At 39.1% G+C, this 25,786-nt stretch carries 21 protein-coding genes and 1 pseudogene; all 22 read right to left on the reverse strand.

All coding sequences use genetic code 11. The features are described from left to right. Nucleotide 1: 1 nt before the first annotated feature. The 22 genes and pseudogenes from HZ311_RS00725 to polA all read right to left on the reverse strand — a co-directional run bounded on the left by HZ311_RS00725 (nt 2) and on the right by polA (nt 25,604). On the reverse strand, nt 2-1,909 hold the full coding sequence (locus tag HZ311_RS00725) for a BglG family transcription antiterminator (RefSeq protein WP_041684207.1): 1,908 nt from the start codon (nt 1,907-1,909) through the stop codon (nt 2-4). Between the two features lie 279 nt (nt 1,910-2,188). After that, nucleotides 2,189-4,801, reverse strand: coding sequence for an ATP-dependent chaperone ClpB (gene clpB / locus HZ311_RS00730; RefSeq protein WP_023519757.1), 2,613 nt, complete (start codon nt 4,799-4,801; stop codon nt 2,189-2,191). A 377-nt stretch (nt 4,802-5,178) separates the two neighbouring features. Further along, nucleotides 5,179-5,674, reverse strand: a pseudogene (locus HZ311_RS00735) (GrdB-related putative oxidoreductase). Nucleotides 5,675-5,691: 17 nt separating this feature from the next. Further along, complete coding sequence (gene celB, locus HZ311_RS00740) at nt 5,692-7,044, reverse strand: PTS cellobiose transporter subunit IIC (protein ID WP_010735329.1); 1,353 nt, start codon at nt 7,042-7,044, stop codon at nt 5,692-5,694. A 76-nt stretch (nt 7,045-7,120) separates the two neighbouring features. Further along, a complete protein-coding gene (locus HZ311_RS00745) occupies nt 7,121-7,456 on the reverse strand; it encodes a PTS sugar transporter subunit IIB (RefSeq protein WP_010735328.1) in 336 nt (111 codons plus the stop codon). Nucleotides 7,457-7,503: 47 nt separating this feature from the next. Then, nucleotides 7,504-8,451: a N(4)-(beta-N-acetylglucosaminyl)-L-asparaginase gene (locus HZ311_RS00750; protein WP_023519760.1), complete on the reverse strand. Its 948-nt coding sequence runs from the start codon at nt 8,449-8,451 to the stop codon at nt 7,504-7,506. A gap of 168 nt (nt 8,452-8,619) precedes the next feature. Next, a complete protein-coding gene (locus HZ311_RS00755; protein WP_023519761.1) occupies nt 8,620-9,921 on the reverse strand; it encodes a Sapep family Mn(2+)-dependent dipeptidase in 1,302 nt (433 codons plus the stop codon). Between the two features lie 10 nt (nt 9,922-9,931). Beyond that, nucleotides 9,932-10,660, reverse strand: a complete 729-nt coding sequence (locus tag HZ311_RS00760) for a GntR family transcriptional regulator, LSA1692 subfamily (protein ID WP_010735324.1) — start codon at nt 10,658-10,660, stop codon at nt 9,932-9,934. Nucleotides 10,661-11,105: 445 nt separating this feature from the next. After that, complete coding sequence (locus HZ311_RS00765) at nt 11,106-12,158, reverse strand: lysylphosphatidylglycerol synthase transmembrane domain-containing protein (RefSeq protein WP_010735322.1); 1,053 nt, start codon at nt 12,156-12,158, stop codon at nt 11,106-11,108. Between the two features lie 10 nt (nt 12,159-12,168). Further along, the gene (locus HZ311_RS00770) at nt 12,169-12,441 is read right to left on the reverse strand and encodes a DUF1294 domain-containing protein (protein WP_010735321.1); all 273 of its coding nucleotides are present in this window, start codon (nt 12,439-12,441) and stop codon (nt 12,169-12,171) included. A gap of 13 nt (nt 12,442-12,454) precedes the next feature. Continuing rightward, nucleotides 12,455-13,357, reverse strand: coding sequence for a diacylglycerol/lipid kinase family protein (locus tag HZ311_RS00775; RefSeq protein ID WP_023519762.1), 903 nt, complete (start codon nt 13,355-13,357; stop codon nt 12,455-12,457). A 200-nt stretch (nt 13,358-13,557) separates the two neighbouring features. After that, nucleotides 13,558-14,790 (reverse strand): peptidase T, encoded by a 1,233-nt coding sequence (gene pepT / locus HZ311_RS00780; RefSeq protein ID WP_023519763.1) that lies wholly within the window; start codon nt 14,788-14,790, stop codon nt 13,558-13,560. 15 nt (nt 14,791-14,805) lie between these two features. Beyond that, nucleotides 14,806-15,930 carry a Nif3-like dinuclear metal center hexameric protein gene (locus tag HZ311_RS00785; RefSeq protein WP_023519764.1) on the reverse strand — a complete coding sequence of 375 codons (1,125 nt, stop codon included), beginning with the start codon at nt 15,928-15,930 and terminating at the stop codon, nt 14,806-14,808. A 1-nt stretch (nt 15,931) separates the two neighbouring features. Further along, complete coding sequence (locus HZ311_RS00790; RefSeq protein ID WP_137072496.1) at nt 15,932-16,624, reverse strand: tRNA (adenine(22)-N(1))-methyltransferase; 693 nt, start codon at nt 16,622-16,624, stop codon at nt 15,932-15,934. A 222-nt stretch (nt 16,625-16,846) separates the two neighbouring features. Beyond that, nucleotides 16,847-17,278, reverse strand: a complete 432-nt coding sequence (locus HZ311_RS00795; protein ID WP_010735316.1) for a lipoprotein — start codon at nt 17,276-17,278, stop codon at nt 16,847-16,849. A gap of 183 nt (nt 17,279-17,461) precedes the next feature. Further along, on the reverse strand, nt 17,462-18,388 hold the full coding sequence (gene dnaI / locus HZ311_RS00800) for a primosomal protein DnaI (RefSeq protein WP_062805163.1): 927 nt from the start codon (nt 18,386-18,388) through the stop codon (nt 17,462-17,464). After that, complete coding sequence (locus tag HZ311_RS00805) at nt 18,388-19,770, reverse strand: replication initiation and membrane attachment family protein (protein ID WP_023519767.1); 1,383 nt, start codon at nt 19,768-19,770, stop codon at nt 18,388-18,390. Before HZ311_RS00805 ends, dnaI begins: the two co-directional genes overlap by 1 nt. A 22-nt stretch (nt 19,771-19,792) precedes the next feature. Continuing rightward, nucleotides 19,793-20,278 (reverse strand): transcriptional regulator NrdR, encoded by a 486-nt coding sequence (gene nrdR, locus HZ311_RS00810; RefSeq protein WP_010735313.1) that lies wholly within the window; start codon nt 20,276-20,278, stop codon nt 19,793-19,795. A 459-nt stretch (nt 20,279-20,737) separates the two neighbouring features. Beyond that, nucleotides 20,738-21,070: a CsbD family protein gene (locus tag HZ311_RS00815; RefSeq protein ID WP_178946397.1), complete on the reverse strand. Its 333-nt coding sequence runs from the start codon at nt 21,068-21,070 to the stop codon at nt 20,738-20,740. A gap of 57 nt (nt 21,071-21,127) precedes the next feature. Beyond that, on the reverse strand, nt 21,128-21,748 hold the full coding sequence (gene coaE, locus HZ311_RS00820; protein ID WP_178946802.1) for a dephospho-CoA kinase: 621 nt from the start codon (nt 21,746-21,748) through the stop codon (nt 21,128-21,130). After that, nucleotides 21,721-22,557 (reverse strand): DNA-formamidopyrimidine glycosylase, encoded by an 837-nt coding sequence (gene mutM, locus HZ311_RS00825; RefSeq protein ID WP_010735310.1) that lies wholly within the window; start codon nt 22,555-22,557, stop codon nt 21,721-21,723. The genes coaE and mutM overlap by 28 nt, the downstream gene beginning before the upstream one ends. Nucleotides 22,558-22,958: 401 nt before the next feature. Next, nucleotides 22,959-25,604 carry a DNA polymerase I gene (gene polA, locus HZ311_RS00830; protein WP_010735309.1) on the reverse strand — a complete coding sequence of 882 codons (2,646 nt, stop codon included), beginning with the start codon at nt 25,602-25,604 and terminating at the stop codon, nt 22,959-22,961. Nucleotides 25,605-25,786: the final 182 nt, after the last annotated feature.

Here is a 25,786-nt window from a genome sequence, read left to right on the forward strand (position 1 = left end):
ATTAAAATTCCTCTTTCAAATAGTTTTTGATCTCATTTTTTGTTCCCTTTAACAAATAGTTTTTTTCACCAGATTCGATGATCTCTAGCATGACATCATAGATTTCTTCCAGCTCTTGTGCTGTTTCATCTTTAATACAGATGAAAAATAAATATTTGACTTTCGTTTCTCCCCACATCAATTCATTAGCTAATCGTAAAAAGACGATCGCCGATTTTTTAACATATTTAGGGACCCCGTGTGGTGTTGCAAATTTTCCAAAAGAGGTAAAAGAAAGCTGTTCTCTTTCTAAAGAAGAAGAGATGATTTTTTCTTCTGCGTATCCTTTTTTAATCAATTGTTGTCCTACGAATTGGATCACTTCTTGATAGTCTGTGAATGAATGATCCAAAAAGATCAAGTCATCTTTGATCAACTTCCCAAAGTGATTCGTTGTTTTGATTGGTTTATTTTGGGCATTTTTTAAAAATTGCTCGATTTTCTGACGTTCTAATTTGTTGAGAACCGGTGAAACATTGATCGTTGGTATCGTCTCTAGGTTCAAGTTGACAGTCGATATCACCAGATCTTCATCGATCGATGTCTGCATCAACTCTTGGATCGAAAGTATCCTAGAAATTTCGATCTTCTCATAATTTCTACGAAGTCGGGCAGCCAAGAGTTGTGAGGTGCCTTTGCCACTGCTACAAACAAGTAAGACACTGACTTTCTTTTGATGTTTTTCTTCTTTTTGCTCTTTCATTGCTTGGATATGGACAGCAAGAAAAGCGACTTCATCTTCTGGGACGTTGATGGAAAAATCTTGGCTTAAGGCATTCGCTAATTGGATGGCTTCTGTAAAAGCCACAGGAAAGTTTTTCTTCACATCTTGTAAAAAAGGATTATGGATCAATAATCCTTTTTTGATACGCAAGACTGCTTCTTTGATGTGCGTAACTAACCCTAAAATGATACTTTCGTTGTAAAGGGTTACATTTTCGTGAATCAATTGTCGAATGTGTTCATCTGTCACTTCATGCATTTGCTTCGTTTGTTCAAGCAATGTATCACCTTCTAAGTGTAAGAGAATATAACGGACTTCAGAAGAAGGTAGTGTCAATAAGAAAGTTTTTTCTAATTTTCGAATGAATAAATCAAATGGTTTATTTTCTCTGACTTTTCCAAATACTCCTTCACTTTCTAAATAGTTATCTTCTCTTACGCGATCAATCATAATCAACAGATGGAGCAATAATGAATGGTAGGTCGTATCATTCAACCTTATTTGTGCCTCTTTTAGGTATTCCTGCAATAATGTATCAACTAATGTGATGTTCTTCATGTCGATGAACTCATTGACAAAAGGAGGAATCCCTTGGATCGAGTGTAGATATAGTTGATTCTTTTTGGTGATTTTCCAATTACTACCCCAAAAATAGTAGATTAGATCAAATGCTAAGCGTCTTTTTTCTTGCTCTGATAAGTTTAGAAATGAACCTTTACCAGGCAGGCGATCGATGCTAACGTTGAAATGGCGGAAAATCTCATGGACTTGGTTCATATCACCTTCTAATGTCGATTTGCTGATAAATAGTGTATCTTGTAGTTCTTGGCGAGTGAAATAGGTCTTTTTTTTCAAGAGTTCAAAACAGAGGAATTGGATACGTTCTTTTTTAGAAGCTGGAACTGTTACCATTGTCGTCGTATCAAGCCCACTTAGTACTTCGTTTGGATCACCGTTGATCGAAACACCAACTCGTGGTTTTCTAATTAGTTCGATGGTTGTTCCGCTAAATAGTTCATCGATCAATTTTAATGATTGTGAAACTGTTTTATTCGATAAATTCATGTGTTTCGCTATTTTTGTGACCGTCGTATGTTCGTTCATCAAAATATATTGAATGATTGCTTTTTCTCGTTCCTTGATCATCACACTATCACCTCATCTACATTTCCTATCTTAGCTTGTCTACCGATTTATGAAAACACTTACTTTTACCGTTTTGAATACAGTAAATCATAGGTTTAGCCGTTAACTTGACGACCACCATTCATTTTCTAGTTCTGGTCCTTCAATGAACCATGTAATTGTTTATTAAGTATAGACGAAAAAAATACCTGTCAAAGTGCAGACTATTAGTAATAGTCTTTTACTTTGACAGGTAATGCTTTCCCCTTCTGTCATGTATAAGGGTGGTACAAGCGTTTCTTATGATTCATCTTCGGGTAAGTTTTCAGTTGCGAATGCCAAGTGGTGATCAAACAAAGTGATCGTTACTTTCGATTTTGGCATGATTTTACCAGCTACGATTTCTTTAGCCAAAGGCGTTTCAACTTCTTTTGTGATGAATCGTTTCAATGGACGAGCACCGTATGCAGGCTCGTACGCATTTTCTGCAATCCATGTTTTTGCTTCGTCACTGATTTCCAAAATGATTTCTTGATGTTCTAAACGATGTGCCAAATGAGAAATCATTTTGTCAACGATCCCTTTGACATTGTTTAGACTTAATGGCGTAAAGAGGATCGTGTCATCAATACGATTCAAGAATTCTGGTTTGAAATGACTACGAAGGAGCGTTCGCACTTGTTCTTCGACTTCTTCTGGAATAGTTCCTTCTGGAGTGACACCTTCTAACAATAATTGAGAACCGATATTGCTTGTCATGATCATCACCGTGTTTTTAAAGTCAACGAGACGACCTTTGGAATCCGTCAAACGACCATCGTCTAATACTTGTAATAAAATATTGAAGACGTCTGGATGTGCCTTTTCAATTTCATCGAGCAAAACGATCGTATATGGGTTTCGTCGCACAGCCTCTGTTAGCTGTCCACCTTCTTCGTAGCCAATGTAGCCTGGAGGCGCACCAACTAAACGAGAAACGGCATGTTTTTCCATGTATTCACTCATATCGATCCGCACCATATGCTCTTCAGAATCAAACAAGTTTTCTGCTAAAGCTTTTGCTAGTTCGGTTTTACCGACACCAGTTGGTCCTAAGAATAAGAATGAACCCAATGGTCGATTTGGATCTTGTAATCCCGCACGAGAACGAATGACCGCATCACTCACTGCGTCTACCGCTTCATCTTGCCCAATGACACGTTTATGAAGTGTTTCATTCAACTTGATTAGTTTTTCGCGTTCACCTTCCACGAGTTTTGTTACTGGAATCCCTGTTAAACGACCTACAACTTGCGCAATTTCATTTTCAGTGACAGATTCTTGTACCATCTTGATATCACTGTCTTTTGTTTTTGCTTCAAGTTCTGCTAGTTCTTTCTCTAATTGTGGAATGGTACCATGACGCAAAACAGCAGCACGCTCAAGATCATAATTGTTTTCTGCGTCTTCTAATTCATGTTTTGCCTTATCGATTTCTGCACGTTTAGAAGAAACGGTATTTACTTCTTCTTTTTCAGTTTCCCACTGCATCTTCATCGCATTGGCTTCTTCTCGAAGATCGGCTAATTCTTCTTGTAAGTTCTTCAAACGTTTTTTACTTGCATCATCAGATTCTTTCTTCAAAGCTGCTTCTTCGATCTCCAACTGCATCAAACGACGAGTCACTTGATCTAATTCCGTTGGCATGGAATTCATTTCTACTCGGATCGTAGCACTTGCTTCATCGATCAAATCAATGGCTTTATCAGGTAAAAAGCGGTCTGTGATATAGCGATCGGATAATGTAGCTGCCGCAACCAAGGCATTGTCATGGATATTGACGCTATGGTGGATCTCAAAACGCTCTTTCAATCCTCGAAGAATACTGATCGTATCTTCAACAGTTGGTTCCTTCACTAATACTTTTTGGAAACGGCGCTCTAACGCTTTGTCCTTTTCCATGTATTGGCGGTATTCATCTAAAGTAGTCGCCCCGATCAAATGAAGTTCCCCACGAGCTAACATCGGTTTAAGCAAGTTACCGGCATCCATACTACCTTCCGTTTTTCCTGCACCGACGATATTGTGGATCTCATCGATGAACAAGATGATCCGTCCATCGCTTTTCTTCACTTCTTTCAAGACTGCTTTTAAGCGTTCTTCAAACTCCCCACGGAATTTTGCTCCAGCAATCAAGGCACCCATATCTAAAGAAAAAATGGTTTTATCTTTTAAGTTTTCTGGTACATCTTTGCGAACGATACGTTGCGCTAATCCTTCAACGATCGCTGTTTTACCAACACCAGGTTCCCCGATCAACACAGGGTTGTTTTTAGTTTTACGTGACAAGATCCGGATCACATCACGAATTTCTTCATCTCGGCCAATGATCGGGTCCATTTTGCCACTACGAACTTGTTGGATGAGATCGACACCATATTTTTCTAACGCTTTATATTGTTCTTCTTGATTTTTTGAGGTCACACGCTCTCCTCCCCGCATGTCTTCGATATTTTTACGCAATTCTTTTTCATTCAGTCCCTGTTTTGTCAAATAAACAGTCAGTGGATAATTTTTTAATTTCATTAAAGCTAATAGCACGATCTCAGTGGATAAGAATTCATCACCAAAACTTTCTCTCAATTGATCCGCTTCATTCAATAAATGAAAAAGATTTTGACTAAGATTTTGTCCGTATTGGACATTGCTGCCTGAGACTGTTGGATACTCATCTAACACTCGATCAATCTCTTGTTCAAACGCATCTGCATCGATACCTGCATCTGTATATAGATTACGGCCAAAATGATTTGGCTGTAAAAAGATCTTCCATAAATGAACGATGTCGATTTCTTGATGTTTTCTTGTCATCGCTACTTGTTGTGCTTCTGCAATCGCTTCTTGGAGCGTAGTTGTCATTTTTTCACTATTCATATATTTCCCTCCTGTAGTAGAAGTTGTTTGGTCAAAGTCAACTATAACTTTCTCTAACGTCTATAACATCCGTCTAAAGTCTCGTTTTCTTTAACCTTTACATGATTATTATACTCATTTGGTCAGCTTTGGTCAAAGATTATACTCTCGATTATTAAAAAATTTGAGACAAAAGTTACGGTAAATTTTGTCTGTCACTCTATACCAAATAAACGTCAAAAAAAAAACCTCTATAAAATAAGGGCAACAACCACAAGCATTTATAGAACAATTTCGTGATTGTTACCCTTAATTCTAGAGGTTGATTCTATTCCGACCTAGAGGTATTTATTTCTGATGATTGCTTAGCACAAACTAGTTGATTCATCGAAATCTAGTCATGATGATTGATTTTGATGAGCGAGGGTTGAAATAAAGTGACTGATATTTTTATATGAATCATTTAAACCAATTCCGCCTTTTTTAGGCATTTTGATTATGTTGATCTTTTCAGTGTAAATGGCAAAGGCAGGATTCTCTTCAGACATCGCTGCTACACTGGGAATTCCTTGTTCGCTGAAGGCCAAGGCTAATTGGGCTGCCATCATGCCAAAATTAGCATAATGCATCGCGGGTCCACAAAGAACAGCATCTGCACTAAATTTTTTGGCAAATCCTACAAATTTTTTATTCACCTCTTCTTGGTGATCGAGATAATACTGATCACCACAATACAATGTAGCAATGATTTCTGTATCGTGCTCTTGAAAAAAGTGGATTTAAGGTACGCCCAGGTCCAAGGGCTGTTTTTTTGCCTCCAGGAGATAGCTGGGCATTTTCATCACTGCCCAAGCCTGCAGTTAAATGATTGAGAATCAAGACTATTTTTTTCATTCCTACGGCCTCTTTTCCTATAAATCATCAAAATCGAATTCGTCAAAATCGATTTCTTCTTCTTCCTGTATCGCCTCTGCTTCTTCTTTTAAATACTGATTATCTAGCACTTTGATAAAAGGATAATAAATAGCCATTCCTAGTAGGATCAGTAATGCTTGCAAAACAGATGCCTGCCACCCACTAACTAAGAAGCCAGAGATGATCGGTGGTGTTGTCCACGGCAGTTGAATACCATTTGTATAGTTTACTAATCCTAAATCCATACAAAAATAGGAAATGATGATATTGATCGTGGGTACGAGTGCAAATGGAATAAGTAAGACTGGATTTAAAACAATTGGTAAACCAAAAATAATCGGTTCATTGATTCCAAAAATCCCTGGTACTAGTGACAATTGCGACAGTTTTTTCACTCGTTGGCTTTTGCATACTAGAATCATGACTAGAATCAATGAAAGCGTAGATCCCCCACCACCAAAAGTAGCAAACATATCTTGAAATTGACCTGTGATGATATTTGGTATATCTGCGCCATTTTTGAAAGCATCTAAATTTTCAACGGATAGTGCTCGTAAAATCGGATTGAATACTGCCCCAACCACACTCGAACCGTTGATACCGAAAAACCAAAAAAAGTGCAAGAATAAGTAGGCTATGATCATCGCGCCTAGAGTATTTCCTAAGCTAAGTAAAGGAGTTTGTAGGAACTTAAATAGTATTTCTTGTAAATTACCATATGAGGTTAGATTGGCCAACCAATTGACAATCATAAAAAGAGTAACAATCACAAAACTTGGGATCAACGCTTCAAAGGATTGTACGACGGTTGGTGGCACACCTTCTGGCATTTTGATCGTCCAACCTTTACGTAATAAAGCGACAAAGAATCGGGTAGCAACCAAAGCCACGACCATCCCTAAGAACAGGCCACTAGAGCCCATCCAACGTAATGGCAAGCTTCCTACTTCATAGACTTCAGTGGAGCCTTCTGGTGTAAACAGGGTTGTAAAAGGGGTCACGATAAAAAAAGCGACCAATGAAATAATTGCCGCTTGCATGGCATCTACTTTAAATTGTTTTGCCAGACTATAGCCAATACCCCCAACTGCTAAAATCGTCATAATATCAAAACTTGCCGTGGCAGGCATATTCAACATCGTTGACCAGTTATCTCCGAGAATATGGCTCATCGTTTCATTCCAATTTGGAATTGGAAAATTAGTCAAAACTAAAAAGAGCGATCCTACGATCAATAAGGGTGTTGATAGCAAAAAACCATCACGAATCGCAATCAAATACTTGTTTTCACCGATTGTTTTCGCCATTGGTGTTAACACACGTTCTAACCAATCCAAAAATTTTTGCATGTTTCTTCCTCCCATCCAGTTGCTTTATTTTTGTTTGAGGACATAATTCTTCGATCGAAAATCTCATTTTGTCACTCTACTTTGTCGCTTTTGATTTTTTTATCAAACCCAAGACATCTTTCAACGCTTTTTCTCCGTCCATCATGCCATATGTTTCTGGAGCAATCGTGCCAACAGGAATCCCCATTGGGTCAAACGTTTCTTTCATTTTACTCGCTAAATGACGGACTTGAGGCCCTAATAAAATAGCCACAGGTTTTTCTTGTGCGACTTTTTCTTCCGCATGGATCGCAGGAAAAGCGGCAATTTCTAATGGCATTTTGTGTTTTCTGACGACGTCCATCATTTTATTGACCATAATACTTGTTGACATTCCTGCTTCACAAAACAAATAAATTTTTTTAGTTGTCATATTTATTCCTCCATTTTATTCTTGTTAACCGTTTATCCGATTCGCTGTTAAATTGGTGCTTTGATACGTGCTTCATAGGCATCAAGCCATTCTTGCGTGATTGGTGTGATCACTGTCGTCTGATCTGGACCAGGGTTGGCCATGAAAATTGCTGGTTCTTGAGCCATCGTTGCAACACTAAATGTAAATTCAACGTTCGTAGCTACCCCCCATTCGCCATATTTATCTAATGCTATTAACGAGAACGCCCCCGCTTTGCCATAACGTTTGCGCAATCGCTCATCAAATCCATAAACGGCTCGATCACAAGCCACTTGTGGCGTACATCCATTCCCCATCAATCGAACGATTTCATAAGAGAGACAGCCCTTCATAAGATCTTCCCCTAAGCCTGTAGCTGCTGCACCGCCAATCGTACTATCCACATAAAATCCCGACCCAGATAATGGCGAATCTCCTACACGTCCATGTTTTTTCATAAACAAACCGGAACTGGATGTTCCTACTGCCATCTGTTGTTGCGTATCGAGCGCGACAACTCCGACCGTATCATGGCCATCATAAGGATCTAAATTCAACGTGGCGATTTCTTTTACTCGTTGTTCCCATATTTTTTTTGCACGTGCCGTTAACATATTTTTTCGTTCAAAACCAGATAGCATTGCATATTCTGTTGCTCCTTGCCCTACTCGAAAACTATTGAATTTTTCAGCGCTTAATTGCCGAGCAACAGAAATCGGATTGGCTACATCAGTAATCCCAGCAACTGCACCAATCTTAAATGTTTCTCCATCCATAAAAGCAGCATCCATTTCTACGATCCCTTTTTCATTTGGTAACCCACCATAACCAACGGATTTATAAAATGGATAATCTTCTACCACTTTGATCGCCGTTTCCACAGCATCTTTACATGAAAACTGTGCTTCTAATTGTTGTTTAGCGGCCAAGACACCTTCATGTGCCATGCGCCAGGTTGCAATCATTCCCCACATTTTTTTCCCTCCATCGCCTAACATTTGTAGCGCTTTCAAGTATATTCTATATGGTATATACTATTATGTCTATACTAAAAAACGAGTTTCTTTTTAAAACTCATCGTTTTATTAGAAACTCGTTTTACATGAAATTTATTTTTCAATTGTTTATTCTATCTGAATGTTTTATTCTGTTAATGCTTGGAGGCTGCGCATGTAGATTTCTAAATTTGTTCTTAAATCTGCGGAATCCATATATTCATTCGCCGTATGGGCAATTCCTTTTTGCCCTGGAAATGAAGGGCCAAATGCTAAGATATTCGGCATTTTACGCGCATACGTGGCGCCTGTTGTTGTCACTGGTTTAGGATCATTACCGGTGACTTGATGATAGATTGTTGAAAGTATATCGATTTTTTTTGACTCTTCCGTCCGACAAAATCCAGGAATACTACGAACGACTTCTAAATCAACACCTAAAGGCAATTGGTTTTTCAAACGTGACACGACTTGTTTTTCTGATACGGTCACCGGGTAACGTAAGGCAATTTCTACTAGCAAGCCTTCTGGAGACTTTTGCAGCACAACAGGTGTCAAAATCAACTTGCCTGAATCTTCGTCTTCAAACGCTAAATCGATCCCTTCTCCAAAATGTTTTTGATGAAAGCTTTGACAAATCCAGCGGAAATGACCCTGTGCAACTGGCGGGATCATTCGTTCTTCAGTTAGTTTTGTCGCCAAGATCGTGATAGCATTTTCTCCTAACTCAGGCGCGTTACTTGGTGCTCGTTTACCACTGGCGCTTATTTCTTTTTTGGCAATTCTCACGTGCAATTGGTCTGGAACATGATCACGGAACTGGTCCCCTTCGAATCGACTGATTTGTTGATGTTCCTCTTCAGGTAAAGTAAAGTGGAGTACAACATTTACGATACCACGTTCGCCATAGATCACAGGATATTTACAATCGGGCGTGAAACCAAATGACGGAGGGCTTTCCTCGGCTAAGTAATGAGAAATATCTGACATGCCACTTTCTTCATCCGTTCCAAAGATGATCCGCAGATTCTTTTTTGGCTGGTGACCTAGGTCTTTTAATAGTTTCATGCCATACAGACAACAAATGATAGGCCCTTTGTTGTCTAATATTCCTCGACCATAAAAACGATCCTTTTTCTCACTGAGATCAAACGGTGGAAACTCCCATCCTTGACCAGCAGGGACAACATCGAGATGTCCCAGAACCCCGATATACTCACTTCCATCATTTCCCCACTGGGCATAGCCGATCGCATCATCAATTACTTTTGTTTGGAACCCATATCCGGCACTTTTGTCCATGACCAAAGAAAGAACCGAGCGTGCTTCTATACCAAAGGGTGCTCCTGGTCCAGCTTTTGATTTAACACTAGGAACTTGCATGACTTGTTTGAGTAAATCCAGAAAATCCAGCCAATTCTCTTCGATTGCTGTGTTGATTTGATCCATTTTTCACCTCTTATTTTTGACGTATCAATGTATTCTTAAACGTATATTGATCTGCACGATAAAAAGACGTGTCGAACAATATCGGTTTAGCAGAAGGAGAATAAGTCATCGAATGGACGAGAAGCATTGGATCATCTTCTGATACATGCAATAACTTGGCAATATCTGGCGGACTTATAACTGCTTCAACTTCTTGATGCGCGTAGCCAATCTCAATGTTTTCTTCAATTATTTCATACAATGAAGATGCCAGCTGAGCTTGAGGGATCTCACCACTTTCATTTTGCAAATAACGTTTTAGTATATAGAGGTTTTCCACTGTCATTGGTTCATCATCAAAGTAACGTAAACGAGACAGATAAACCATGGCTTCATTTCCATAGTCAGCGAACATCTGGCGAATCTTCAGCGGTACCTCTTTTACGATTCCAACTTGCAATACTTCTGTCCGGGTCTTTTTTCCTTGAGCCTTGGCAGTTTCAGTAAAACTTTGTAAGCCACCGGAACCGCTTTGGATCTTCGGTTGCTTCATAACATAAGTTCCTTTTCCTCTTTCTTTCACTAAAATATTTTGACTGATCAAAAGATCAATTGCTTTGCGCACCGTCAGTCGACTGCATTGAAATTCTTCCGCTAAATCATAATCTGAAGGTAACTTTTGACTGGTCACGTAAGTTCCATCATTGACTCGTTGTGCAATTTTTTCAGCTATATCTTGGAAAACCGCTTGTTTTTTCACTTTATTACCTACTTTCTAACTACATATCATTCATCAAACAGTCGATTCGTTCTGACACCAAAAGTCAAACGTCTAAAAGTTGAACGGTTAAAAAATGAAAGAGCAACTTTTATCGTCTTTTATCCTGTTTGTAGGATGAGTAAAATCAAGAAAATCTTTCTTGTCGAGAGCTAAGCTTTCTATTTATTTTATATATAGTATATACCATTAAGTATAGACTTTCAGCAACTAATCGAGGGATTTTAATTTTACCCTTCCGGTGTTGATTGTTTCTTCCATACATTTGGGAAACTGGCTTGTTTTAGAGATAGCAACGTCTAGCCTATTCTGCGTGAAAGCAATTGCTGAACAGATATTGTTCAACAAACAAAAAAGAATCAATCTAAGCATTTTCAGCTCAGACTGATTCTCCATTTGAATTCTCCTTGAAAGATGTTCAAATTATTTAAATTTTCCCCTTTGTACGCTTTTTTTCTGCCTTTACTTCATGGATCTCTTGACGTAAGATATTCCGTCTTTCTGCAATCACATAGAAAAAGCCATAAATGAATGGCAAGATGAACGAGCCAAATCGATAAAGCAATAAGGAAGAAACAGCATCTACCGTTCCAACAACAGGTCGAAAGAGCAATAGATAAACAAATTCAAACGAGCCAATGCCTGCGGGTGTTGGTAAGACTCCTGATAAAACCACTGCAAAGCTGATAAATGAAAATGTCAAAAGAAAATCAAGATGTGGATGATTTTCTACTAAAAACAGATAAGGCATCACATACCAACAGAGTAGTTTTAGCAGGTTCCAACAATAGATCCTGATCAATGCGGTGCGGTCCTGGATGATCGTTTGCACCGTTTCTCTCAGTGAATAGATCTGGCTGTTGCACGTATCGACCCAGTGACGTAAACGTTCAGTTTTGAATAAACGATTGGACACTTTGACGAAAAAAACTTGAAGATTCAAACTGACGGAGACGGTCACAAGAAATAAAATGATCAAAGCCGTCAAAATGATACCAGCAATGATAACCCAAATCATATTTGGTGCCTTTTCGTAGAACAAAGAAAATTGAACAATCAAGCCAATGACTGCATAAGTGATCACCGCTAATTTATACATGATCATATGCAGGGCAGTGACTCCTGCTCCTTGAGAAAACTTCATCCCTTTTTTATTGTAAAAATAAATTTCTGAGATCAGTGTACCCGTTCCAAATGAGACAATCCGATAAAAGGCAATATAACAAGACGTCCAGAATCCATCACTTGTACTGAAGGATTTGGAAAACGGCTTAGCGATCTCTTTGATTGAGCGACCTTCTACAATTTGATAAAGTGTACCGAAAAAAAACATCGCCAGAAGCACTTGGACACTTGTTGAAAGCAACTCCTTAAAAATATCCGCAAAAGATTGATTGATCAAATAATAAATAATAGCGAGAATAATAGTCAATAATAATAAATTAATGATGATTTTGATTTTTGTTCCTTTAGTAGACATGTACGACTCCTTAATGGAAAAAATAGATCAAGACGAGATCAATCATGATTCCTAACATGAAAACGATCGTGAACTTCTTTTTTTTAGTTTTGTGACGAAATATGCGTTGTGCGAACAAACCGCCCAAACCACCGCCTAACAAGCTAACAAACAACAAATTACTTTCTGGTACACGCCAAGCGCCTTTTTTTGCCTGACGTTTATCATAACCCATCAAGCCAAATAGATAAACATTCACAATGAATAAATAAAACCATAAGGGATTATGCATCAATACTTCCATCAACTTCCTCCAATTATTGCTCATCTTTTGGTACATAGATCGTTATACCTTCTGGGATGACTTTTAATTCGATCGGTAAGTCATCTGTAGTATCACCATCCGTCCGAGTCGTCACTTTCTTTTCTCGTGCCTGGATATTGACTTGACTAGCTGTCAGATATTTGATTCCAGGAACAGAATAGATCTTACCTTTGATCATACGTGGGAGATAAAATGCAAACCGGAAAAAATCTAATGAGGGCACGATAGTGATGTGGAACTTGCCATCATCTGGCGCAGCAGAATCATCGAAACCAGTAAAACCGCCTACGGAGTTGGACATCGTGATCGTCAACAACTGTGCTTTTCCCTTCCAATGCTCTTCTTCCGTTTTGATATCCAAATGATATTTTTTCTTTTTTAGCAATAATTTTACGAAACGTTTGATAAAGATCCATGAACCATATTTTTGCTTTTCTTTTTGGCTGATCCAGACCGCTGTGTCTGCTAATATGCCAATAGTCAAAGTAGAAATGACTACTTTATCATTCACTTTCCCATAATCGATTTTGCGGATCGATTCCTCTAACATCATTGCTGCTGCTTCTTCTTTCTCAAAAGGAATGCCTAACACTTTCGCTAAGTTATTGATCGTTCCACCAGGTAATAAGCCAACATGGTAATGGTCTAATTCATCTTGGAATGCTTGGATGATATGGTGGATCGTGCCATCACCACCAATGATGACTAGTGTATCTACCTCATGTTCTTTTGCTTTTTCCCTCAATGTTTCATCTTTGATCGACGGTCCAGTTTCTGTTAGATAAACCTCTAGTTCTGGTCGGTGTTTTGCGACGTACTCCTTGAACCATTCTGCTAATTGTTCCCCTTCATCCTTTCCTGAACTTTTGTTATAAAATACCAGTAACTTCTTCATAAACCATATTCCTCCTACTTTCCTGCAAAAAACAAAGGGAGTGGATGCGAAATAAACGCTCACCCTCCCCCATGAACAGTGATTCGAGCACTGACTAAAATAGCCTCGAATCAATCATATGTCAATGCAGTGTAGCAATCAACCAATAATGTGAGATTATTGGTTGAAATTTAATCTTTTTTATCAATGAAACGGATCAATTACACCTGCGTATTCAACTCCGCGATTTTAACAATGACATCTGTCGCTTTTTCCATGACTTGTAGAGACACAAATTCAAAACGTCCGTGCATGTTTTCGCCACCTGCAAATAGATTTGGTGTTGGTATCCCCAGATAAGAGATTTTTGAGCCATCTGTCCCACCACGTACCGGTTCGATCACTGGCTTGATGTCTAGTTCGATCATTGCTTTTTCAGCTAGATCAACGATACTCATATCCTTTTCGATGATTTCACGCATATTGTAGTATTGATCATACATTTCTACTTGAATACGCTCTTGGTCAAACCGTTGATTCATTTTTTCTTGAATGCTTGTGATCATTGCTTTTCTTGCTTCAAATGACTCACGTTTATGGTCACGGATGATATAGCTCATTTTCGCCTCTTCTGGACTACCATTCAAAGCCATCAAATGGAAGAATCCTTCATAACCATCTGTTTTTTCAGGAACTTCATCAGCTGGCAATTCATTGTGGAAGTCGATCGCTAATTGTAAAGCATTGATCATTGTATTCTTCGCTGTACCGGGATGGACATTTTTCCCTTGGATCGTGATGTTTGCTTGCGCTGCACTAAACGTTTCGTATTGTAACTCTCCTAAAGGTCCACCATCGATCGTGTAAGCAAAATCCACGTTGAACTGTTCTACGTCAAATTTGTCCGCACCAACTCCGATTTCTTCATCTGGACCAAAAGCGACTTTGATCTCCCCATGAGGAATGGAAGGATTTTTCAACAAAATCTCCATAGCTGTCATGATTTCTGCAATACCTGCTTTGTCATCTGCGCCTAATAATGTCGTACCATCAGTTGTGATCAACGTATGGCCATCATAATTTTTTAAATTAGGGAAATCTTTGACATTCAAGGTAAAGCGCCCTTCTTTATCTAGAACGATCGTTGATTCTCCATCATAATTTTCAATGATCTGAGGATTTACACCTACTGCATTGAAATCAGCTGTATCCATGTGAGCAATAAAACCAATCGAACGTACGTCATGATCGATATTACTAGGTAGTGTAGCTATCACAAAACCGTTTTCTGTATTATATGTTACATCAGACAAGCCTAGATCTTCTAATTCTTTTTTCAAAACTTGCGCAAACTCTACTTGCGTTTGGGTAGATGGCGTAGTATAACTTGTTGGATCGGATTGTGTTTCCGTTTTGACATATCTTAAAAATCGCGGTAATAAGTTCTCGTACATAAATGACTCTCCTTTTTATTTAAATTCAAATGGATTGGTCGATGTTTCTGAAACAAAAAAGTCAACCGTCCAATTCTCTTCGTTTTTCCACTTTTCAAACTTCTCTACAAATTTTTCCTTACACAATGATTCGATATAATGGCCAGGATCAATTGCAGCTAATCCCGCACTTTGCATATCTTGCGCTGTATGGAAATAAATATCGCCAGTAATATAGACATCCGCTCCTTGAGCCAAGGCTGCGGGATAAAACTTCTCACCACTTCCACCACAAATAGCGACTCGTTTGATCATTTTTTGTGGACTTGTCGTTGGGCGAACCACACGTAAACCTTTCAATTGAAAAACTTCTTTTACATGGGCTGCGAAATTATCCAAGCTCTGTTCTTTTGCTAGTTCCCCAATACGACCTAATCCCCAGGTTTTAACTGGTGCATCGATCGAGAACAAATCAAATGCTGGTTCTTCGTAAGGATGTGCTGCAAACATCGCTTGTAAGACTTTCTCTTCTATATTTTCTGGGAAGATCACTTCGACTTTGGCTTCTTGGACTTGTTCCCCACGGCCGACTTCACCAATTGTTGGATTCGCTCCAGCTTTTGGACGGAATCGACCTTGGCCAATCGAGGTAAAACTTGTACTATCATACTCTCCTTGTTCTCCGGCACCCGCTTTTGCTAAGGCAGCTCTTAAACGCGGAGCATCCTCCACTGGAAGATAACTGATCAATTTTTTGTAGCCACGTTCATGTGTTCGAACAAGATGACCTGTGACCTCAATTCCTAATTGCTCACAAAACCAATCGTTCAACCCATCTTCAATGATATCCATGTTTGTGTGGGCTGCATAGACTGCAATATCATGTTTCAACAAATCAGCGTACATTTTTTCTTGTGGAGAATCAGTAATCAAGCGTTTGACTGGTCTAAAAATCGGGGGATGTTTTGCAATCAAAAGATCGATCTTTTTCTCAATGGCTTCTGCCACCACTTCTGGTCGGACATCTAAAGTCATCATCACACGTTGGATCGGTTTGTCCAAGGTGCCGATGTGCAACCCAACTGGATCGCCTTCTTCTGCTAACCATTGCGGGCAATAGCTTTCAAATTTTTTGATGAAATCTTGTGCTTTAATGGACATGTCATAAAACCTCCTTGATCCATTCCACCTCTTGTTGGATTGTCTCATATCTGTTTTGTTCACTCGCATTTTTTAATTGCTCTAAGATCACTTCACGTTGTTTAAGCTCACGTTGCCATTTTGCCGAAAAAGCAGCGTTTTTCTCTTCGAGTAAGAATGGCCCAAACATCAGCTCTTTTTCAGAATAGTCGATGGGCTGTTCTTTCTTTTCAGCTACGATGATCTCATAGATTTTTTTGTTTTCTTCGATGATTTCTTCTGCAATGATCTGATAGTTATTTTCTTTCAGCCACGTTCTTAAAGTTTTTTCGCCAATATTGGGCTGTAGAATCAAACGTTCTTCTCCCGATAAGCGCTGGTTTTGTCGACCAGATTCTAAGATGTCGCGAATCAAAGAGCCTCCCATGCCAGCAATCGTGATCGCGCTGATTTGATCGTCCTTTTCGATGGCCTCTAATCCATTGGCCAAGCGTACCTCGATTCGCTCAGACAGTCCATTTTTCATCACCTGTCGTTTTGCCGATTCAAAAGGTCCTTTAACGACTTCTCCAGCTATAGCAAAGTCGATTTTCCCTTTTAGCATCAATGCGACGGGTAAGTACGCATGATCTGAACCGATATCTGCTAAACGAGCAGCTTCCGGTACAAAACGTCCGACAGTTTCAAGACGTTTCGATAACTCTGTGTGATTCATTTTTCCACTCCTTAACTACTGAATGTTTGGATGTCATCCAATTTGTCATGACTTTAGACAAACACTTACTTATTAAAGTTATCCTACTTATTTACATTTTTATGATAACTATTGTTCTTATCCCTATCATAACATTAGTTTATGTTCAATAGAAAAAAGAACTGGGAAAATATCCCAGTCTTTTTTTAGCAAGTAATCAAAAGATTTCGATTGATTCTTTTTTTATTGGGCAGTGATCTCAATGATCGAATTTCCAGGAACTTGTGGAGGGATCGACATCGTCATGACCGCCATTTCTACCAATTTAAATTCGATCTTTTCTCCTTCTTTCAAGGAATCGACACCACCAGTGATTTGATCCACTGAAGCATTTAAGATCACCCCATCATTGCTGAAGGACGTACCGATATTTGCTGGATCTTCTATTTCTTCTACATCTTTGACGGTGATTTGGTATACATCACCTTCCGCTTCGCCGAAGCTTTCGATCGTACCTGTAAACACACTTTGCTTTTGTTCGGTAGAACTATCTGTTTCCACTGTCGATTCTGCATTGATCGAATCGATTGAACCTGTACTTCCTTCTTCGTTGCCGCAGCCTGCCAATGCAAACAAGAGACCGGCAGCAACTAGACCAGTTAAAATAGCTTTCATCATACATCCTCCGTGTAATTTCTTGCGTTACTGCTTTGATGATTCCATCCGGTTATTTCTTCAAGTCCATGGATTCGTTTCATCTTAACTTTGTTCATTTTATGAATTTTTATTGAAAAGGTGAAAAACAGTGACAGTTGAGTAGATACTCCAACCTGTTTCTGTAAAAATCATTTAATGACATTAGCCATTTCGGCGATTTCGGCCTGTCATTTCGATTTCTTTTGTCAAATAGCGGATTCGTTCCATGATCCGTTTGGCTTTCAACGGTTCCTCATCGCCTCGTTGTGTCACCGTCAAATGCTGTTCTAATTCGTTCATCGTGAAGTTTGAAGAAAAGAACGTTGGCAATTGTTCTTGCATCCGATACTGTAAGATGACACCAAATACTTCGTCACGGATCCAACTACTCATCGCATCCGCTCCAATATCATCGATCATCAAGATCGGCGATTTCTTCACCGCATCTAACTTCTCAGCCACTTGATCTTTACCGATGGCTTGCTTCATTTCCACTGCAAATGTTGGAAAATGAACCAACGTTGTGGTGAATCCTTTGACTGCCAATTCTTTCGCTGTTGCACCTAAAAGATAGGTTTTCCCGATACCAAAACTTCCGACCAAGTACAACCCTTTGTGAAAGCTTTTAGGATCAGCTGAATATTGTTCAACGAAGTCTAATGCTTCCAAGCTTGCATAGCCACGTCCATCTGTTCGTTCAAAATTTTCAAAGGAAGCAGATTGGATGTCTTTGGGCATATCCATTGCTTTCACACGACTCTTGATCTCTTCTTGTTTTTGACGAGCTAAGAGTGCTTCTGTCGGCACGTAGGTGACGTCGACATAGTGGAAATTCAATGTCAATTTTGGTTCATATCCGGGAGCGATCATGGTTGGATCGTTCGTTTGATATTTTCTTTTTTCTTGGACATACTCATAGAGTTTGGCATAACTTTTTTCGATATCCGCTTGCGTCAATCGGTCTTGATGGGCTGACAGAAAGGCTTGAACATCCGCATCATTCAAAACTTCAGCAATCATCTCGGAATACTTTTCTTGGTAGTTGCGTTTACTGATGATTTTCTTCAGTTCTTTTCCCACATCTTCCATTAGCTCTCACCTTCCTTTTTAGCCAGATACTCTTTGAAGCGACGATCGATCTCGGCTTTTTTCTCTGTACTGATTTGCGTTTCGTCTTTTGGTTGATTGACCCAATCAGGCAATTTTTCTCGCCTTACATTTCGGCGATAATTTGACGTGTTGTTTTGTTTTGACGCTTTCGGTTGTTTCGCTTTCGTACTCAATGTATGGAGATGTTCAATCGCTTCTTCTGGCGTACTGATTTTTTTTTGCGCCCACTCATTAGCGATCGTATTCACGAAGCTCGCATTTAAGCTCGCATGGTTTTTTATAACTAACACATAGTTGATCAAAATGTTGATGACACTGCTAGACAGACCGGATTGAGTGACCAAATCTTGCAACAACCAATTTTCCTGTTTGGAAACATACCCGCCTTTTTCTTTTTTTATCGCTTCGAGATAACGCATCGGTGGGGTTTGGCGTGCGACTTGGATCAATTGTTGTGCAGCACTAGGCAACGCCTGATTGACAGGGACACCTGTTTCAGCAGACTGATCGGTAACCAGAGTGTTGCTCGATTGTCGCAACGTATTCTGCTGTTGCTGCCGTAACAAGACGATCCGTTGGAGTTCTTTTAAAGATACTTCTTCTGTCGTAAAATCAAATGACTGTAGAAGCAACTCTCCTAAAGTCAGTTCATCGAAGCCATAGAGTTGTTGGTATGTTTTCGCTTGTTGCAGAACTGGTTCTGTCAACTGATTGATGTGTTGTTTCTTCAACCAATCGGTTAAAAACGTCCAGTCAAACGAGTCTGAATCTGCGATCAATGATTTGGGTTCAACAGTTGTGAATTGTTGCTGGATCGATTCCACTTGTTCTTGGTTTGCTGCATAGACTGTTTCATTGAACCGATAGACTTCCAAAAACTTCTTAGTGATTTTTTGATAGCCTTCATGCGAAAGATTTTTTGGCTTAAATAATTCCGTCAATTGGTTGAATCGACGTTCGCCAACTTTTTCTAAAAGTAAAAAAGAAAGTAACGTGTCATTGAAAAACGTAGGAACGTCCATCGGTTCTAGCAACTCATAAAGAAAACAATTACCCAAATTTTCATCTTTTTTGAAATAGACTTCTAAAAGACCGATTCCTTCTAATTTTTTTCGTGCCTCATAAAATTGCGGTAATCCACAACTTAGACTACTCAATAAATCGGCGTGTAATCCTTCAGGACCTACGCCAGTTTCTAGCGAGATCTCCGAATACAACGTCAAGTAAAGACTCAACGCTTCTCCCCCGATCAATGGTTGGTAAAGGGATAACAAGGCAGACTTTCCTTCTTCTTTTAAAGGACTGCTTTTTCTTCCTTGGTAAATATTTTTCGGTTGTAATTCTTTCCACGCATTTTCCAAGGAATGCTCCCTCCTTTATTATTTACGCATCATTTTCACTATTACTCGTATCTTTTGCTTTATCAACAATGTCTTGTAATTCTTTCAAAAAGACAGACATATCTTTGAATTGACGATAGACACTCGCAAAACGAATATAGGCGATTTCATCTAAGTTCACTAAATCTTCCATGACGTATTCACCGATCAGATTAGTTGAAACCTCATTTTCGCCAAGACTTCTTACACGATTTTCAACATGGTTGACGATCTGTTCCATTTGTTCCATCGCTACTGGCCGTTTTTCGGCAGAACGGATCAATCCACGTAAAATCTTGTCACGATTGAATTCTTCTCGTTCACCATTTTTCTTGATGACTAATAAAGGTGCCGCTTCAATTCGTTCAAAGGTTGTAAAACGGAAGGAACATTTTTCGCACTCACGGCGTCTTCTTATCGCTCGACCATCGTCAGCTTGACGACTATCGATCACTCTTGAGTTATTATGTTGACATCTAGGACATCTCATCGTAATTTTCACCTCTCTTGGTGTAGTTTGATCGCTTATTTGAATGTACCATATGAAGTTGTTCTATCAGTTGATTTTTAACACCAATTATGAATCATTGGTGTTAAAAAGGCTGGTTTTCAACACTAAGCTTAAAAATTATAAAATATGAAAAGGATTTTTTCAATTTATATCTTATTGCTCAGTTCAAAGTGATTTTCACAACTTCACTGCTTATTGTTTTAGATTTTTTTCCACTGATTTTTTATTGAACTAATTCAAGTGGAGCGTAATAAACGTTTTCTTATTACTAACTTTAGTATAACATGAAACAATTAAGCAATGCGACTGTCCCAGTTAAAAAATCGCTTGAACTGAAAGATTTGTTGTGTTTTTATCTCAACGAACGAAAACAGACTGGCGTTCAGCACCAGCCTGTTTCTTTTTGATTTTCTATTTTAATCAATGCTTGGGTAATCCCTATAGTTTATCTTCGATTCCCGTGTAATGTTTCATTCGTTCTTCTTCGATTTTTTGTTCTGTTGAACGATGATCGAATTGGGGGTCTTGGTTTACTTCAGGACTTGTTTCCGGATCTTTGCGTTCTGTGGTTAAGTCCTGTCGCTTGGATTCTTTTTCGACATGTTGGTCTTCTAACTCAGCAATTCTCGCCCGGTATTCACCTTCACGAATTTTACCTTCTTCTGCTTGGATCTGTCCCTTTTCCTGTAAATCTTCTTTGTGGAGAATCTCACCAATTTTTTCTTTCGCAGAACCTACTACTTTATCTTTTTGGTTTTTGAATGTACCCATCGTATCATCTCCCCCTCTTTCTTTATATAAATAGCATAGCAAAATGTTGCGATTTACTCAAAGAAAGCGATTAAGCAACAACCATTTTTTGATTTCAGCGGATAAATCTTCCTTGGTTTGGCGATTATCGAATACGATATCCGCACGTTGTTTCTTTTCCTCGATTGACAGTTGGCTTTTCACCCGTTGTTCTGCTTCTTGCTTCGATAATTGATTGCGTACCGTCAAGCGTTCGATTTGCTGAGATTCTGGGATATAGACAACTGCGACGGCATCCATTTGTGTATCATACTGTCCTTCAAACAATAAAGGAATATCGACAACGATCAACGGATATTGTGCTTTCTTCTCTGTGATTTCTTCAGTGATTCTCCCACGGATAAATGGATCTAATACTTGATTCAATTGCTCACGTGCAGTGACAGAGCCGAAAATCAATTGTCCAAGTTTTGCCCGATCTAACTGACCATCTTGTTGGAGGATCTCTTTGCCGAATGCTTGAACCAACGCTTGAAGTCCTGGCGTATCCGGTTCAACGACCTCTCTTGCCACTATATCGGCATCGATCACTGGAAAGCCATATTGTTGGAAAATAGCAGCGGCAGTACTCTTGCCTGTCGCAATTCCCCCTGTCAAACCTAAAACAAATCCTACTTGGGTATTCTTAATTTCTGACATGTTGGACAATAGTGCGTCCCCCTTTGCGCAACTTTCGTTTTCACGATTGGTGTTTGACAACGAATACATGCTTCTCCTGTCTGTCCATAGACATGTAAAGCCACTTGGAAACTCCCTGACTCACCTAACGCATTGAGATAACTTCGGATCGTTGTTCCCCCTGCTTCAACTGCTCGTGACAACACATCGATGATTGCTTGACGGAGTAATTTGATTTCTTTTGGGCGTAAAGAATCAGCTGGTTGCTCTGGATGGATCTTCGCTTCCCATAATGCTTCATCTACGTAGATATTTCCTAGTCCTGTGACCAACTTTTGATCAAGTAATAAAGGTTTGATGGCTTTGTGTGACTTTTGTAGCCCTACGGTAAAGTCTTTTAATAAGAATAAATCTGGTAAAGGCTCTGGACCTAATTTCAAGATTCCTTTATAGGTATTGCTCGCTCCTTTTTCAACGATCGTCATGCGGCCGAATTTCCGTACATCGTGGTATCGTAATTGGCTGCCATCTTCAAAAGAAAAAATCACATGTGTGTGTTTGTCGATCGGTTCTTCTTTTTCAAAATATTGATATTTCCCCTCCATCCGTAAATGGGAAATCATTTCATAATGACTCAAGTGAAAAATCAAAAATTTCCCTCTGCGACCGATCGATTCGATCGTTTCACCAATTAACGTTGCTTCAAAAATCGGTACCTCCGGTTGTTCAATGATTTTCGGCCATAGCACTTGGACGTTTTTTATTTTTTTGTTTTTCACTAATTTTTCTAATCCTCTACGGACAGTTTCAACTTCTGGTAATTCGGGCATCCTTTTTCTCACCTACAATTTTCACTTATTTGATTTTGAATCGAACTTATCTGTGACAAAAATAAAAGCTATTTTGTTCCTGAACTTAAAACAGAATAAACGGTGTTCCATAAGCTGACCTTCAACATTAAGCTAAAAATTGTAAAAATATGAAAAGCTATTTTTCATTTTTCTATCTTACTGCTCAGATCAAAACGCTTTTGTCACAACCTTGATAAACAGTGTCCCCGAAGCAACTACTTCAGAAATAAGCCAAGAAACCCCAAAATTTGAAAAACAATTTTCGGGTTTCTCGCCTTATTCTCAGAGCTGGACAGCTCTGTCACAATCTACTCCTGCATCGAACGAACCCGATCCAAGATTTTCCCTCGATGTTTGTCTATTGGTATAAAAGTAAAGAATTATTTGGCTTCATACCATGTTTTGCCCCAGCTGCTGTCTGTGATCAGTGGAACATGTAAAGCAACCGCCTGTTCCATTACTTCGCTGACTAATTTATCTAACATCTCTAATTCACTTTCTGGCACTTCAAAGACTAATTCATCGTGCACTTGAAGTAACATCGTCGCTTGCAAGTCCGATTCTTTCAAGCGTTTGTCCAATTCGATCATGGCGATTTTCAGGATATCCGCCGCACTTCCTTGGATCGGCGTATTGATTGCTGTTCGTTCGGCAAATGAACGAATGTTGTAGTTCCTTGAATTGATATCTGGTAAATAGCGACGACGATGGTATAACGTTTCTACAAAACCTTGATCTTTCGCTTCACGAACAATACGCTCCATGTATTCTTTGACACCTGGATATTTTTCAAAGTACGTATCGATATATTGTTGAGCCGCTTTACGCGTAATGCCTAAGTTTTGTGATAACCCATAATCAGAAATTCCATAAACGATTCCGAAATTGACTGCTTTCGCTTGACGACGCATATTTGGTGTGACGTCTTCGGCTTTTTCAATGCCGAACACACGCATTGCTGTACTTGAATGGATATCTTGTCCTTCTAAAAAGGCAGCTTTTAAATGCTCGTCATCTGAGATATGCGCCAATACACGTAATTCGATCTGAGAATAGTCAGAAGAATAGATCAACCAATCTTCGTTTCTAGGAACGAATGCTTGACGGATCTTGCGACCTTCATCTAAACGGATCGGAATATTTTGTAAGTTGGGATCAACTGAACTCAAACGGCCTGTCTGCGTCAATGTTTGAACATAGCGAGTATGGACTTTCCCGTCCGATTGGATCACTTTCAGTAAACCTTCGACATAGGTCGATTGGATTTTAGCGATTTGGCGATAAATCAAAATATCGTCAACGATCGGTGCTTGCTCACGCAATTGTTCTAAGACATCAACCGCAGTCGAATAGCCTGTTTTGGTTTTTTTGATCACTGGAAGACCCATCTTTTCAAAAAGGATCACACCTAATTGTTTAGGTGAGTTTAGATTGAATTCTTCTCCAGCCTCTTCATAGATTTTTCGTTCGATCTCTCTCAATCGATCCGAAAATTCGATTTTCATTTCTTGAAGACGAGTCGCATCCACTTTGATCCCACTGATTTCCATTTCAGCCAAGATGATCGACAAAGGTAATTCCATTTTTCGGAAAAGATCTTCTTGATTTTTTTCTGCTAATTCTTGACTTAGTTTAGGCGTCAAACCATTGATTGCTGAAACTTTTCGTGCTAGGTGGGCAAAGAAAACTTCTTCATCTTCTGGTAGACCTTTCTTCGCGCCTTTTCCGTAGATTGCTTCATCCGATTGGATATCATGATACCCGTAATGTGACGCTATCCCTTCGATGTCCTCACTTTTCTCGTTCGTATCCAATAAATAAGCACCTAGTAAGACATCAAAGTCGATCCCTTGTAATTTCGCTGCATAGCGGTTCAATGCCACATACGTACGCTTAGCATCATATACATTTTTCAGACGAGTCTTGTCCCCGACCCATGAAAGAAAGGTTTCATTTTCAAAAATCGCTAAGTCATTTGTCACATAGATTTTCTCTGGTGTTCCCCATGCCACACCAACGATGTCTTCTGTATGATAGTTGTCGCCCATCATCTCAACATATAAAGCCATATTTGTCTGGAACATGCTCTCATCATATTCATGGACCACTTCAAACAAAATATCTTTCATTTCTACTTGTTCTTCGACCACATCTAATTTAGCAAGAAATTGTTTGAAATCCATTTCCTTGAAGAAAGGCACCAATTTATCTAAGTCTTTTCCTTGATAGGCAAGGGAGTCAATATCAACTTCTACTGGCGCATCGGTATCGATCGTTGCTAATTTTTTGGACAAGAAAGCTTGCTCTTTGTCATTGATCAGATTTTCTTTCATCTTACTTTGTTTCATTTCGTCGATATGTTCATAGATCCCTTCAACAGAGCCATATTGATTCAATAATTTGATCGCTGTTTTTTCACCGATCTTTGTTACGCCAGGGATATTATCTGAAGCATCCCCTGCTAATCCCTTCATATCGATGATTTGTTTCGGTGTAAGGCCATCATATTTTTCCGCCACATGTTCTGGCGTATAACTTTCAATATCACTTACACCTTTCACAGTGATATCGACTTTGATTTCTTTTGATGCCAATTGTGTTAAATCTCGGTCACCGGACAAGACAACTACATCGAATATTTCTTTATCCACTTTTTCTGCCAAAGTACCGATGATATCGTCTGCCTCATAGTTCGGTAACTCGTAATACTTCACACCCAGACCGGTTAGAAGCTCACGGATATAAGGCATTTGTTCTTTGAATTCTCCCGGTGTCTTTGAACGGCCACCTTTGTATTCTGCGTACATTTCTGTTCGGAATGTTGTTTTCCCTGCATCAAAAGCAACCAAAACATGCGTTGGTTGTTCTTTTTGCATGACATTTTCAAACATATTATGAAACGCATAGATTGCGTTGGTATGCAACCCATTACGATTTTTAAAACGTTCCAACGAATTGTGCAACGCAAAGAATGCACGAAAGGCCACACTATTTCCGTCAACGAGTAATAATTTATTTTTAGTCATCCGCTTAACTCCTTACTATAAAGTTCTTTCTCATTCTAACAAAGAATGCCAAAGAATGCGAAAAGAAAAAACGGACAGGCAAAAGGTTGTTAGAAAAGCGGTACGTACTAAGGCGTAAGACACCAGTCTTACTTTTTGAATACCGTTTATCCTAGATTGCGAACAAAGTAATTTAGGATAAA

This window comes from Enterococcus mundtii (genome assembly GCF_013394305.1).
GTDB lineage: Bacteria > Bacillota > Bacilli > Lactobacillales > Enterococcaceae > Enterococcus_B > Enterococcus_B pernyi.